The organism is Rhabdaerophilum calidifontis (assembly GCF_008641065.1).
GTDB lineage: Bacteria > Pseudomonadota > Alphaproteobacteria > Rhizobiales > Beijerinckiaceae > Rhabdaerophilum > Rhabdaerophilum calidifontis.
In genome coordinates, this window is sequence record NZ_VTRS01000004.1 from 1 (window position 1) to 13,885 (window position 13,885).

13 protein-coding genes are annotated in these 13,885 nt (G+C 63.6%); 5 read left to right on the top strand and 8 right to left on the bottom strand.

Annotated elements, in window-relative coordinates; genetic code table 11:
* Positions 1-124: 124 nt before the first annotated feature.
* The 8 genes from FWJ24_RS08170 to FWJ24_RS08205 all read right to left on the bottom strand — a co-directional run bounded on the left by FWJ24_RS08170 (position 125) and on the right by FWJ24_RS08205 (position 8,330).
* On the bottom strand, positions 125-1,072 hold the full coding sequence (locus tag FWJ24_RS08170) for a polysaccharide pyruvyl transferase family protein (protein WP_166443635.1): 948 nt from the start codon (positions 1,070-1,072) through the stop codon (positions 125-127).
* 17 nt (positions 1,073-1,089) lie between these two features.
* Entirely contained in the window at positions 1,090-2,037 is a 948-nt protein-coding gene (locus FWJ24_RS08175) for a hypothetical protein (RefSeq protein WP_150287330.1), read from the bottom strand.
* A gap of 130 nt (positions 2,038-2,167) precedes the next feature.
* Positions 2,168-3,445 (bottom strand): glycosyltransferase, encoded by a 1,278-nt coding sequence (locus tag FWJ24_RS08180; RefSeq protein ID WP_150287331.1) that lies wholly within the window; start codon positions 3,443-3,445, stop codon positions 2,168-2,170.
* Positions 3,432-4,268 carry a SapC family protein gene (locus FWJ24_RS08185; protein WP_166443636.1) on the bottom strand — a complete coding sequence of 279 codons (837 nt, stop codon included), beginning with the start codon at positions 4,266-4,268 and terminating at the stop codon, positions 3,432-3,434. The genes FWJ24_RS08180 and FWJ24_RS08185 overlap by 14 nt, the downstream gene beginning before the upstream one ends.
* On the bottom strand, positions 4,265-5,008 hold the full coding sequence (locus tag FWJ24_RS08190) for a SapC family protein (RefSeq protein ID WP_150287333.1): 744 nt from the start codon (positions 5,006-5,008) through the stop codon (positions 4,265-4,267). Before FWJ24_RS08190 ends, FWJ24_RS08185 begins: the two co-directional genes overlap by 4 nt.
* Before the next feature lie 135 nt (positions 5,009-5,143).
* A complete protein-coding gene (locus FWJ24_RS08195) occupies positions 5,144-6,154 on the bottom strand; it encodes a calcium-binding protein (RefSeq protein ID WP_150287334.1) in 1,011 nt (336 codons plus the stop codon).
* Positions 6,155-6,188: 34 nt separating this feature from the next.
* Positions 6,189-7,115: a hypothetical protein gene (locus FWJ24_RS08200; RefSeq protein ID WP_150287335.1), complete on the bottom strand. Its 927-nt coding sequence runs from the start codon at positions 7,113-7,115 to the stop codon at positions 6,189-6,191.
* Positions 7,116-7,268: 153 nt separating this feature from the next.
* A complete protein-coding gene (locus FWJ24_RS08205) occupies positions 7,269-8,330 on the bottom strand; it encodes a Hint domain-containing protein (protein ID WP_150287336.1) in 1,062 nt (353 codons plus the stop codon).
* Positions 8,331-8,792: 462 nt separating this feature from the next.
* Here FWJ24_RS08205 and FWJ24_RS08210 point away from each other — a divergent pair, with 462 nt between their 5' ends.
* From FWJ24_RS08210 to FWJ24_RS08230, 5 genes are all read left to right on the top strand, one after another.
* Positions 8,793-9,449 carry a CerR family C-terminal domain-containing protein gene (locus FWJ24_RS08210; protein WP_246155613.1) on the top strand — a complete coding sequence of 219 codons (657 nt, stop codon included), beginning with the start codon at positions 8,793-8,795 and terminating at the stop codon, positions 9,447-9,449.
* Complete coding sequence (locus FWJ24_RS08215; RefSeq protein WP_425468919.1) at positions 9,449-10,405, top strand: HlyD family secretion protein; 957 nt, start codon at positions 9,449-9,451, stop codon at positions 10,403-10,405. The genes FWJ24_RS08210 and FWJ24_RS08215 overlap by 1 nt, the downstream gene beginning before the upstream one ends.
* Positions 10,402-11,319, top strand: a complete 918-nt coding sequence (locus tag FWJ24_RS08220) for an ABC transporter ATP-binding protein (protein ID WP_150287339.1) — start codon at positions 10,402-10,404, stop codon at positions 11,317-11,319. The genes FWJ24_RS08215 and FWJ24_RS08220 overlap by 4 nt, the downstream gene beginning before the upstream one ends.
* Before the next feature lie 8 nt (positions 11,320-11,327).
* The gene (locus FWJ24_RS08225; RefSeq protein WP_150287340.1) at positions 11,328-12,461 is read left to right on the top strand and encodes an ABC transporter permease; all 1,134 of its coding nucleotides are present in this window, start codon (positions 11,328-11,330) and stop codon (positions 12,459-12,461) included.
* A 112-nt stretch (positions 12,462-12,573) separates the two neighbouring features.
* Positions 12,574-13,878 (top strand): UDP-glucose dehydrogenase family protein, encoded by a 1,305-nt coding sequence (locus FWJ24_RS08230; protein WP_150287341.1) that lies wholly within the window; start codon positions 12,574-12,576, stop codon positions 13,876-13,878.
* Positions 13,879-13,885 lie beyond the last annotated feature (7 nt).

The window sequence follows — 13,885 nt, forward strand, 5'->3', positions numbered from 1 at the left end:
CGCAACGGGCGATCGGCTGCGCAACACCGACCAACTCCGCCGATCGCCCGTTGCTCCACCCGCGCCACAAGGCGTAAAACCCGCCGAGGCTCTAATCGCCGCTGGATGACAACTCAGTGGCAGGTCAGGCGCTAATCTTACGCTTCAGCTTCGGTTGCGATGCTGCCTCAAAGCACTTCAAGAACCGATCCTTGGTGAAGCTGTAGGGCTCAAGAGATACCTCATCGAGCCCGGCTTCCTCGTAGAGCTTTGTCTGCTTGCGCCCAACACCGATGTTTACGCAATTCCTCTCAGTTAGAAGACCATATATGTTTCCATGCAACTTCATGGAGACCATGAAATCGCAACGTCGAACAAGAGAAATTGCAACAGCTGGATGCAAAGCCTCACGAATTTCTTTTACGTGACGCGCGTTCCGCATCCTGCGAACGACTTCGTAGTGGAATCTGGCGTCCTGATGGTTTGCATAAACGGAAAGAGGCAGAAAAACGATGTTGTATCCTGAAACAAGCTCGTCGAGCGTGCGTGCAATCTCCCATTTGAAATACTCCAGATAAGAAGTAATTCTGGCATCAGCCAGAGAAAACCTGCTGTTCATATGATCAGATAGGCAGATGACAATTGTCGGTTTCGAATTTGACGGCCTAACAATCTCCATCAAATGGGCAGGCACATTAACGTCGTGATTTCGTAATGCGAAAACGATATCTGGGATATAGTCACAGTTCATTCCAGCATCTCTGCAAAGATCTACATCGATCCTGTTGCGATACCATGCAAAATCAAGATCGTTTCCGCGTGCTTTCAACGCCTCGATACTTGATTGCTCGTATTTCAATCCGACCCCAACCATCGAGAATTTCGTCCCCTGGGGTATCCAATTCAGAAAAAACGGCGCAACAACATCCCCACCGCCGAGAATAACGGGTCTACATCTCACATCCTCGGCCGGGATCCGTGCTTTGTGGAACTCGATGTTCTCGGCATCAAAAAACCATTCATGCGCAAGCTTGAAGGCTTCGTCTCCGGAATTGCCCCGGTCAAAATATCCCAGACAGATGATCTTGCTCACAACGGACCCCGGTTGATTTACGCGATGACGAGTGCTGGTTGACGGAGACAGGCCTGCTGTAAAGCCTCTACCTGATTTTCGATCTCTTCCAGAGTATCTTTAAAAGATTGAGCGTTAAGGCGCCTGATCCGTCGTTCAATTGCGGCCGCAGAAATTGAATATGGTTCAAAAAAACCGTCAGAATAAATCCGATATTCTGGCAAATCTTCAGAGAACACATCGGAAAAGAAGCAAACCTGCGCACCGCAACGCCGTGCAGCGGCTGCCACTTCACGGCAATCTGTCAGGACAAGCTGGGAATTGGATGCAATAGACAATATCTCATGCCCATTGAGCCCGGAATGGGCAATCGGAGCGTGAGATGCGCGCATCCGCAGAATCAGATCTTGCATGTCATAGTCAACATCCCCTCGCGTTTCCGCTGTACTGATTCCAGTTACATGGATATTTGAGTTTTCTGCAATCGTATCAAGAAACGCTCCGATTTCTATTTTTGTGAACTGAAGATAGCTTTGAAAACGGAAATCTTCTGATTTCTCCTGAAATCGTCCGGAGCCTGTCAGGATGACAGAAACGCGCCTCGTTTTCTTCTTGCTTTCCATTTGCCGGAAGCGGGGCGGGAAATTTGCGGGCTGCGACAGCGCGGCAATGGCCATCGTTGAGACTCTGGATTGCTGCCAGCGCGCCTCTGGAACTCCTGTTTCACCGTCGGGATATTGTGGTTCAGGAAAAAGGTACCCGCGCGCCGGCTTCTTCCTCCATGGTGCGGCAGAACCAAAGACAAAAACCCCGCCCGCATCCTCGGAAATATTTTCGGTCAATTTATCTGAAAATTTACAAGAATCGACCCTGCTAATCCTTTCATCCGTACAAATCTCATTTATGCTGCGAACAACATTGTTGAATCCAATCTTCCATATCTCAAACGGACGTGAATATTTAACAGTCGATACAATCGTCGTCATTTACGCCACCTTCCAGATGCACTGCGCGGCACAGCCAGCGCCGTCCACAATTCCTGTCACGCTGAACGCCGGCAGATCCATTTCCCAGCGTTTAAATGGACTATCTTCTCCTATAGAACGTCCTCGTCAGTTATATGTCGGCTGGCTGCACCCCCGCGAGCAATTCCACCAGCCGCTGCGAGCAGCCCACCTGATGCAGCAAGTCCACGTGCCGGGGCAGGCTGACACGCGCGAAATCGTAACGGCTGCGCGCCGTGTGGCGCGCCGCCTCGCGCAGGCGCCGCATGCGCCGCGGATGGGCCAGCGCATCGGCGATCGTATCGGCGATCGCGTCCGTGTCGAAGAACGGCACCAGCAGGCCGTTCTCCCCATGGGTGATCACTTCGGTCACGGGCCCGGTATCCGAGCCGACAACCAGGCAGCCCAGCGCCATCGCCTCCAGCATCGACCACGAGAGCACGAACGGGTAGGTCAGGTAGCAATGCGCGTCGGAGCGCACGAGCAAGGCCAGGTAGCTCTCGTAAGGAAGGCTGCCGGTGAAGTGGACCCGCCCGAGATCGAGCCGGCCGTCCAATTCCTCAAGCAGCGCCTGCCGCCAGCTTGCGTGCCGCGGCGGCCCGGCGCCATAGCCGACCTTGTCGCCTCCCACTAGGAACACCCGCGCCCGCGGGCGCTTTGCCAGCAGCCGCGGCAGCGCGCGCATGAAAACGTGGAAACCTCGATACGGCTCGAGATTCCGCGCCACGAAGGTCACGATCTCCGCATCGTCCGGGATCGGGATCCCCGCGATCTCGCGCGCCCGCGCCGGCGCGCGCAGCATCAGCCGGTCGCAATCCAGCCCGTCATGCACCACATGGATCTTGTCGCGAAACTCGCGCGGAAACACGCTGCGCTGCCATTCCGTCGGCGCCACCGCGAAATCCGCATCGGTCAGCGCCAGCAGCGTCGCGGCGTTGCGCAGCACGATCCGCGTCTCGCCATCGATTCCGAAGGGCGGGAACTCGCGGTCGAACCCCACATCCGTGCCGCTCGGGGCGTAATAGAACTCGGAATAGCAGCACAGCGTGGCATCCGGAAACAGCACGCGCAGCGGCAGCGCTTCGCCCCAGCCCGGATGAACGTAGATCAATTGCGGCGTGAAGCCGTCATACTTCATCGCGTTGGCGGAATACATCACCTGCTCGGCGCGGCGGCTCTCGATCTCGAACCGGCGGGCGAAGGGGTGGACATTGCTCAATTCGCGCCCGGAGAAGCCGTATCGGCGCAGATCGACCCCCGCCATTGCGCTCGCGCTGCCGGCGCCGATCGCGGCTACACGACATCCGGGAAGGCTCGCGAAAGTCGCGGCAAGGTTGCGGAATTGTGCCGGGAAGTTGTTGTGGACGAACAGGACGTCAAGAGCGCTCATCAGCTTTGTCGGAAAACTCGAGGAAATCGTCGATCGAGAACAGAGTGCTGTCGTCCATCATCAGCGGCTCCTCGAAGGAGCCCTGGAAGTCCTGTATCATGGGCCGGTGGCCCTGATCCATGGCCGGCGCAACCATGCGGGATGGCGCGGGGGTGGGCAGATCCTGAACCGCGCCACGCCGCAGCAGCCGCTGCGAGAACAGCGACGCCGCCGCGATCTCGTAGGGAAGGTTGCTGTCGGTCGTCAGCGCCGCGGCCTGCGCGCCGGAAAAGCGCTGGAGCAGGGTTTCCGAGACCACATAGACCATCGCCTCCGGCTGCGATTCGAGCGGGTAGAGCGCCACGAGGCAATCCGCCGCCAGCAGGAGCTTTGCGGCATTCGCGAGCCGCAGCGATCCACGCGCGAGCCGCCGGAGCATCTCGATCACATAGGCATAATCCTTGCCGGGCTGGCCGTCCTCGCCCAGGAGCGGGAATTGCTCCCCCTCCGCGCTGCATAGCGCCTCGGCGATCTCCGGCATCGCCTCCGGCCCAACGCCACGGAAGGGCAGGCAGCGCAGGGCATAGGGCGCGTAGGGCGGCAGCCAGCGCCCCTCCTTGCCGAGAAGCCTGCCGATGTTGAGCTCCGAATGCAGGATCGCCACCACTTCGGGACCATGGCGACCAAGCCGGATGCCGATCGGTGCATAATGCGACAGGTGCAGCAATTCAGTATCCGCGATCGGCACGAAGGCGAGATCGTCCAGGAAATCGAACCGGGCCGGCCGCGACCAGCGGCGCAGGGTGGATTGCGCGACGGGCCGGAACTCGAAGAGATTGCTCAAAGTGCCGGCTCCGTCGCGGCATCCGGCGCCTGCGTCACGGCGGCTTTCGCGAGGCCGAGAAGCGCCGAGATCCGGAACAGGGACAGGCGTTGGGTGGCCAGGAACAAGCCCGCATCGACGCCATGGGTCTCCACCAGGCCGAACAGCTCGGGCCGCCCGAGGCGCGCCGCCGCGACGACCATGAGATCGTCCCGCAGAACGCTCACGCCCGCGCCGAGATCGAACTTGAGCGGCCAGGGCTCCAGGAACCCGCCATCGAGGAGATCGCGCGAGAGCGCATTCGTGAACTGGAGGCCGCGGGCGACCGAAACCGCGAGCCGGGCGCGGGCGATCGCGCCTTTGCTCATCTTGGCGTTCTCAAGCAGGATCGGCGCGCCGATATCGCTCGGCGCATCGGGGAACACGCGATCGATGATCAGCCGCTGGTTGGCCACCGATTCCGGATCGGGAACAGCAATCGGGTAGGCGTGCAGCGCAAGCGGCAACGGCCTGTTGGGTGCCGGGTAGTGCCCCTTGCCATCGCCGAGCAGGCTCATCAGCGCCTGGAGAACGGGCAACCCGTCGACGATCCGCCAGCAGAGCGGGTAGGCGGCCGCGAGGGTTCGCGCCTCGCCGACCATGATCGGCGCCTGCCGCAGCGCGCGGATATGCGCATAGGAGAGGGCAGAATAGATGCGTTCATAGCCCCATTCCGCACCAAGCACAGTCGGGTTCTCGTAAAGCTCCGTCCAACCTTGCATCAAGCCGGCTTCCAGAATCGCCCGATCTCCTCGCCCTTTGGCCGAGTATAGGCGCCCGCACCAGAAAAAAAGAAGGGGCCCGCGCGGCCCCTTCGACTTGCTTCGGGGGAAGGCGGCTTATGCCGCCCCCGCCACTCAGATCTGGTCGCTGAACTTGACGGTCTCGATCTCGGAATAGGTGAGCGTGTCGCCGTTCGAGAAGGTGACCGTCGTGACGCCGGCAACCGTCGAGGAGCTGACGATGTCGGTGGTGGCGAAGCTCTCGACATAGAGTTCGTCGCTGCCCGAACCGCCCTGGATCGTCGAGCTGCCCTGGCCGGTGAGGTAGAACTCGTCGCTGCCCGAGCCGCCGCTGACCGACGAATTGCCCTCGCCGATATAGACCACGTCGTCGCCCGAGCCGGCGATGATGGTGTCGTCGCCGCCACCGCCATAGATGGTGTCGTCGCCATTGCCGCCGAGGATCGAGTCGTTGCCGTTGCCGGCGGAGACGTAATCGCTGCCGGTACCGGCATCGACGAAGTTGTCGCCATTGCCCACCGTGATCTCATCGTCGCCCGAACCGCCATAGACGGTGTCGTCGCCGCCGGCCGCGACGATGGTGTCGCTGCCATTGCCGCCGTCGATGTAGTTGTTGCCGCCCGCGACCTCGATCGTGTCGGAGCCGGCGCCGCCATAGACGGTATCGTCACCGCCGCCGGAGATGACCGTGTCATTGCCCGAGCCGGCCGAGACGTAATTGTCGCCATCGGCGACGAGCAGGAAGTCGCTGCTGGTGCCGGTGCTGTGGATGACGTCGTTGCCGTCGCCGGTCGCGAAGATTTGCTTACCGCTGACATTGCCGGCGGTGTTGATCGTCACGTCGACATCGTCATCCGTCGAGAAGATCACCGCATGGTCGGCCGGGTCGAGCGTGACCGGGCCGGTCGGGCCGCCCTCGACGAAGAAGACTTCCTCGCCGCTGCCGCTGACATTGCCGGCCGGCAGCGTCTCGGTGCGGATCAGGTCACCGGCGATCGAGCTGTTGTTCAGGATGCCGGCATTCTGCAGGGCGTCGAGGATGGCATCCCTCTCGGCCGTTGAGAAAACGCCCGCATTGTCCAGCTTGTCGCTAAACTGCGCTTCCGTGTAATCGTACGTCGCCATCGGTCGGCTCCTTCCTCAGGGGCTTACAAGTGTCTCATCGAGCATTCGAAATGGGCCGCTCTGCGCGGAAAACCCGAACCCGCCCCGTTTTGGACACGGAGGGAGCCGGGAGGACCGCAGGCGCCGGCGGCGGAAAGAGATCCGCATTCCCCGGAGCCCGCGGCGAATAGGTCCGGCCGGCCGCGCTAAGCATCGGAATGTCAGCGGGCCGATCGGCCAGGGAGTCGCGAGAAAAGGACGTGGAGCGGGCATTCTCGAGCACCCGTATCCGGAGACCGACAAGGGGCTCGAGCCCAGTCGGACCGGAGAGTTCCAGATCGGAACCCTCCTGCGCCTGCACCTGGCAACCCAGGAACAGCGCCTCACAGGTCAGCCGATAGCCGGCTGCATTGCGCCCCACCAGCGCAAACGAAACCCCGATCAAGGGCGCGGCCTTGCCCCGCGTCCCCACGAATGTGCCCGATGGCGCCTGCGGGAACACGCGCCGCCCGCGCGAATTGATCTGACAGCCGACGAGGAGATCGACATCATGCGGCCGGTCGGGCCAGACAACCTGAAGCCCCTCGATCACCATGGGGAATTGCGGTCCGCAGACCCATTCCCCCGAAGCAACCGTCACATCGCCGCGCCGCGCCACATGCGCGAGGATGCTCGGCGGCGAGAACGGCGCATGCCCGTAATGATCAGCCGGCTCAGGATAACAATTGTCCGCCGGCGGCGAGAGCGTGATGCGCTCGAAGACAAACTGCGCGTCGCGGCTTCCGCCCATTCGGACCGGCGTGATCGCGGCGCGCATGCTGGAATCGCGGTCCGCGCGCACGACGACGGCATCGCCGGGATTGCGAAGAACGGGACGGGACGATCCGTCGGGCGCGATGATCTCGACGCCGGAGCCAGGCTCGGCAGAGACCATGACCTCGGGCGCCTCGATGCCCGCACGCGAGGAAACGTAGCGGAACACGAAAAGGCCCCGAGAGACACGGAGAACCCGCGCCGCAGAACCATTTCCTTCCGTGAACCGCTGCCCGACCACGACACGCTCTTATGTTGGCGACGCCCTGGGCGCCCAGAACCGGACGGGCCGGATGCCCGTCCGAGAATGCTTAGATACGCCTCAGGCGACCTGGACGGCCGGAGCGGCGAACCGCGCCCGGATCGCGTCGAGCGCCGGGCCGGCCGTCACGGCCTCGAACCGCCGCGCGGCCGGGGCATTGCCCTCCGTCTCGCCGTATAGATCGACGAACTCGGCATAATTGGCGAACATGCGGCGGTTGCCGTGATCGACATAGGTCTCGGTTGCAAGGCCGTTGGTGAAGATCACGTCGGCCGAGTCGAGCTCGACATGGAAGTATTCGACCGTCTCGAAGGCGAAGACCTGCCGGATGCTTGTGCCGTTGATCAGGTGCTTGGCCGGGACAAGAACATTTTCCACGAACACGGCGTGCTCCGGCGAAACCATCAGATCCTGCGCCGGGAGATTGTCGCCGAGCGCGCCTGCCGTGATCAGAACCGGCGCAACGCGGACATTGCCTTCGACGAAGGCACGGGAATAGGCCCGGCGGCCGATCCACTTGACCGGGCGCGCGGTACCATCAACCGAGACGACCATGTCGCCGATCGCGAGATTCTCGACCGCGACCTCGCCCGAAGGCGTCCGGATCTGCGTGCCGCGAAGGACGCAGGCCACCTCGATCTGGCTCGCCACCTGAGCGACCGTGGCGTTGTAGATCGTGATCGAACCGCCATTCGCGCCCGGAACATTGACGACCACGTTCGGCCCGACCTGAACAAGGGTCAGCTGCGAAACGCTGGTGATGCCGGTAAAAGCCGTGAGATCGATCGCGTCGGAAGCGGAGAAATCAAGGATGATGTCGCCGCCGAAATTGCTGCCGAACACGAACTTGTCGCCGCCGGCGCCGCCGACGAGGATATCATCGCCCGTGCCGCCGTTCAGCACGTCTTTGCCGGCGCCGCCATCGAGATAATCGTCCCCGGCGCCGCCACGCAGCGTATCCTTGCCGGAGCCTCCGAACAGAACGTCGTTGCCGGTGCCGCCGTTCAGCACGTCGTTGCCGCCGAAGCCGAACAGGATGTCGGCCCCGCCATTGCCGTTGATTTCGTCGTTCCCGCCGGCACCCAAAAGCACGTTGTTGCCATTGTTTCCGTTAATCGGCATTGTGCGACTCCCTCATGTTGGCTGTCAGCCTGAGCCATCCTCGAACCTTGGGCTTGCTAACAGGATCCCGCAGCGCGGTAAAGCATAATTTCCTCGTGGCCGCTGTATTTTTTGCCTATTCTATTGGCTGATCGTCTCGTTCGTCAGCAAATCGATCCCCACGTCAACAGTCTAGATGTGAACTGATTGCATACCCTGAAAATTCTTGATGTTTTCTGCAACTCTGGGTTGGTTTAGGCGCATCAAATATCTTATCCGGCGAAACTGTGGCGCAAAAATCCACGCGGTGAGCCTGGAATCATTTTTAACAACCTTGTGACAGATTCCCTGTTAAGGCAAAATTATGGATGCGCAGTTGTAGCCTTCCATGGAATCTGATCACAAATAAATCAAACGATTGATTTTCTTCTGGCCCCATGCCAGCCTGTCTCCATGCAGGACCCCTTGCCGACACCCGAGCGCATGCTCCTCCCGACCCGCGAGAACCTGATCCTCGCGGCCATCGATCTGTTCGGGCGCAATGGATTTGATGGCACCTCCACGCGTGCGATCGCGGCGCGCGCCGGCGCGAACATTGCCGGCATTGCCTATCATTTCGGCTCTAAGGCCGGGCTCCGGCTTGCCTGCGCGGATTACATCGCGGAACTCGCGGGCCAGAGGCTCGTGCCGCTGCTGCCCGACGCGGAAATCTCCGCCCTCACCCCCGAACAGGCGGAAGCCCGCCTCGGCGCCGTGCTCGATCTTCTCGTGGGGTTCATCGTCGCCGATCCGCGCGGCGAGCGCTTCGCGCGCTTCATGATCCGCGAGCAGATGGATCTGTCGCCCGCCTTCGAGCGGGTCTTCACCGCCTTCATCGCGCCGATGCACCGCCGCGCCTGCCGGCTCTGGGCGGCGGCGACCGGCCAGGATGCCGATTCGGAGATGACGGCGCTCCGCGTTTTCAGCTTTGTCGGCCAGATCGTCTATTTCCGCGTCGGCCGTCAGGTCGTGCTGCGCCGGCTCGGCTGGGAGACGATCGGCATGGAGGAGGCCGTGCGCATCGCGGCGGTCGCGCGGCGCAACCTTGTCGCGGCGATCGCGGCCGAGCGGCGGGACAGACCTGACGGAGCCCGGTCATGATCGAATCCCTGTGCGCCTATGCCGTTCTTGCCTGGCTCCTGCCCGGCTGTGCGCCCCCCAAGCCGGTGGCGGTCGGGTATGTCGAGGGCGAATATGTCCATCTCGCGCCGATCGAGATCGCGCGGATCGAGAGCGTGGCGGTGCGGCGCGGCGAACGCGTCGCCGAAGGGCAGATCGTGGCCGGGGTCGAACGCGCCGATGCGGAGCTTGCGGTGCGTGACGCGGAGGCGCGGCTGCGGCAGGCGGAAGCGCAGCTCGCCAATCTGCGGCTCGGCAAGCGGAGCGAGGAGATCGCGGCGATCGAGGCGACCATCGCAGCGGCCGAGGCGCAGGCCCGCGATGCGCGGCGCACGCTCGACCGCCGCCGCGATCTTTCCACGCGCGGTTTCGCGACCCAGGCCGAACTCGACCAGGCACAGACCGCCTTCGAGGTGGCGACGGCACGAATCGGCGAGTTGCGGGCGCATCTCGACGTCGCGCGCCTCGGCGCACGGCCCGACGAGATCCGGGCCGCCGAGAATCTGGTGGCGCAGGCAGCCGCCGCACTGGGCACGGCGCGCTGGCGTCTCGGCCAGCGGGCGATCGCCGCCAGCGCCGCCGGGCGGATCGCCGATATCCTGCGCCATCCCGGTGAGGTTGCGGGGCCGACCGCGCCGGTGCTCTCGCTACTGCCGGACGGCGCCGTGAAGCTCAAGATCTACCTGCCGGAGCGACTGGTGAGCCGGGCCGCGATCGGCCGCGCGCTGGTCGTGCGCTGCGACGGCTGCCCGCCCGGCCTCGGCGCAACGATCAGCTATGTGGCGCCGGAACCGGAATTCACCCCGCCGGTGATCTATTCGCTCGAGACGCGTCAGAAGCTCGTCTATCTCGTCGAGGCGCGGCCGGCGGACAGCGCCGCCGCACATCTCCAGCCGGGGCAGATCGTCGATGTCGTCTTCGAGGAGGCGGCGCGGTGAGCGCGATCGATGTCCGGGGGCTGACAAAAAGCTTCGGCAGGAAGCGCGTGGTGGACAATGTCTCGCTGCGCGTCGAGCCGGGCGAGATCGTCGGCTTCCTCGGCCCCAACGGTTCGGGCAAGACGACGACGATCCGGATCATCTGCGGGCTGCTCACGCCCGATGCCGGCGAGGGTACTGTGCTGGGCTTCGATGTCCGCCGCCAGAGCCGGCGGATCAAGCGTGAAGTCGGCTACATGACGCAACGGTTCTCGTTCTACGAGGATCTGACCATCGCCGAGAACCTCGCCTTCGTCGCGCGGCTCTACGGGCTGCGGCCGGTCGAGAACGCGGTCAGGCGGACACTCGCAGATCTCGGCCTGACGAGCCGGCGCGACCAGCTCGCCGGCACGCTTTCGGGCGGCTGGAAGCAGCGCCTCGCGCTCGCCGCCTGCATCATGCACGCGCCGAGGCTGCTGCTGCTCGACGAGCCGACGGCCGGCGTCGACCCCAAGGCGCGGCGCGAATTCTGGGAGGAGATCCACCGGCTCTCCGCCGGCGGGCTGACCGTGCTGGTCTCGACCCATTACATGGACGAGGCCGAGCGCTGCCATCGCATCGCCTATATCTCCTACGGCACGATGCTGGCCACGGGCACGGTGGCGGAGGTGATCCGCGATTCGGGGCTGCATACCTTCCTCGTCGATTCCGACAATCCGGTGGAACTCGCGGATTTCGTCGCCACGCTGCCGGGGGTCGAACAGGTCGCCCCCTTCGGACGGACGCTGCATGTCGTGGGGCGGGACCGCGCGGCGCTCGCCGCGAGCCTCGCTCCCGTGGCCGCGCGGCCGGGAATCGCGGTGAGGCCCGGCGAGACCAGCCTCGAGGACGTGTTCATCCAGTTCATGGCGCGCACCGGCGCCCGGCCCGAGTGATGCCCGCGATGGTTCTGCTCTCCCCGAACCGGCTGCTGGCGATCCTCGCGAAGGAATTCGTGCAGATGCGCCGCGACAGGCTGACCTTCGCGATGATGCTCGTCGTGCCGATCATCCAGCTGCTGCTGTTCGGCTTCGCGATCAACAACGATCCGCGCGGATTGCCCGCCGCCCTGCTCGCCACCGGCAATGACCGCTACGCGCGTGCCGTCGTCACCGCCATGGAGGCGACCAATTATTTCCGGTTCATCGCCCGGCCGGAAAGCGCTGCGGCAGCCGAGAGCCTCATCGCCTCGGGTCGCGTCTCCTTCGTGGTGACGATTCCGGCGGATTTCGGCCGCCGGGTCGAGCGCGGCGACGCACCGGTCCTGCTCGTGGAGGCGGACGCGACCGACCCGGCCGCATCGAGCGGCGCGATCGCGGCGCTGCAAACCGTGGCGAACCGCGCCCTTCTGCGCGAGCAGGGGCGCGAGGCGCTCGCCGCCGATCAGCAGCGCGCGGCGCTGAGCGTTATCATCCACCGGCGCTACAATCCCGAGGCGATCTCGCAATACAACATCGTTCCCGGCCTGCTCGGGGTCATCCTGCAGATGACCATGGTGATGATGACGGCCATGGCGCTGACCCGCGAGATCGAGCGGGGCACGATGGAGAATCTCCTGGCCATGCCCGCAACCCCGGCCGAGATCATGCTCGGCAAGGTGCTGCCCTATCTCGTCGTCGGCGGCGTGCAGGTCACCGTGGTGCTCATCGCCGCCAGGGGGCTGTTCGGCATTCCCTTCATCGGCTCGCTCGGGTTCCTCATCCTGTCGGTGCTGATCTTCGTGGCGGCGCTCGTCCTGCTCGGCTACACGTTCTCGACCCTCGCCCGCACGCAGATGCAGGCGATGCAGCTCACCTTCTTCTTCTTTCTGCCCTCACTCCTGCTGTCCGGCTTCATGTTTCCGTTCTCGGGCATGCCGGTCTGGGCGCAATGGCTCGGCGAGATCTTCCCGCTGACGCATTTCCTGCGTGTGGTGCGGGCGGTGATGCTGAAGGGCGCGGGCATCACCGATCTCGGCTCGGAATTTGCGATCCTGTGCCTGTTCATCCCGCTCTATGCGCTGCTCGCGCTGTCGCGCTTCCGCCAGACGCTCGATTGAACCCACGGGACTAGGCGGGCGAAACCTGCCCGGCGGACGAAAACCCTTTGACTCGGCCCGCCTCCTCAGGCTCTAGCCTCCGGCGGGACATGCCTGTTGCAGGAGATATGCGATGCGGATCGTGATGGTCGGGTCGGGCTATGTTGGTCTTGTTTCCGGTGCCTGCTTCGCCGATTTCGGCCATCGCGTGATCTGCGTCGACAAGGACCGATCCAAGATCGACATGCTGAATTCCGGCGGCGTCCCGATCTTCGAGCCCGGTCTCGGCGAACTCGTCCAGAAGAGCGTTCGCGACGGCCGCCTCGTCTTCACCACCGATCTGCCCGCGGCGGTCAAGGACGCGGAGGCGGTTTTCATTGCGGTCGGCACCCCCTCGCGGCGCGGCGACGGCCATGCCGACCTGAGCTATGTCTTCGACGCCGCGCGCGAGATCGCACGGGCGCTGACCGGCGCCTGCGTCATCGTCACGAAATCGACCGTGCCGGTCGGGACCGGCGACGAGATCGAGCGCATCATGCGCGAGATGCGGCCGGATATCCCGATCTCGGTGGTCTCGAACCCCGAATTCCTGCGCGAGGGCGCCGCGATCGCCGATTTCAAGCGGCCGGACCGCATCGTGGTCGGGGCGGAAGACGCGAAGGCCCGCGAGGTGATGACCAGCGTCTACCGCCCGCTCTATCTCAACCAGGCGCCGCTGATGTTCACCGATCGCCGCACCTCGGAACTGATCAAATACGCGGCCAACGCCTTCCTCGCGACCAAGATCAGCTTCATCAACGAGATCGCGGATCTGTGCGAAGCCGTTGGCGCCAATGTGCAGGAGGTCGCGCGCGGTATCGGGCTCGACAATCGCATCGGCCCGAAATTCCTCCATGCCGGGCCGGGCTATGGCGGGTCCTGCTTCCCGAAGGACACGCTGGCGCTGATCCGCACCGGCAACGACAACCAGGTGCCGCTCTCGATCGTCGAGGCGGTCGTCACCTCGAACGACAAGCGCAAGCGCGCGATGGCGCGGCGTGTCATCGCGGCCTGCGGCGGTACGGTGCGCGGCAAGACGATCGCCGTGCTCGGCCTCACCTTCAAGCCGAACACAGACGACATGCGCGAGGCGCCCTCGATCTCGGTCATCCAGGCCTTGCAGGATGGCGGGGCGCAGATCCGCGCCTATGATCCGGAAGGCATGGAGCAGGCGAAGCTCGTCCTCCAGGGCGTCGAATACGCCGCCGACCCCTATGCCTGCGTCGCGGATGCGGACGCGCTGTGCATCGTCACGGAATGGGACATGTTCCGGGCGCTCGATCTCGATCGCGTCAAATCCTCGATGAGGGCGCCCGTTGTCGCGGACCTGCGCAACATTTATCGCCCCGACGAGATGCGCCGGCTCGGCTTCACCTATGTGAGCGTCGGCCGCAGATAGGTGCGCG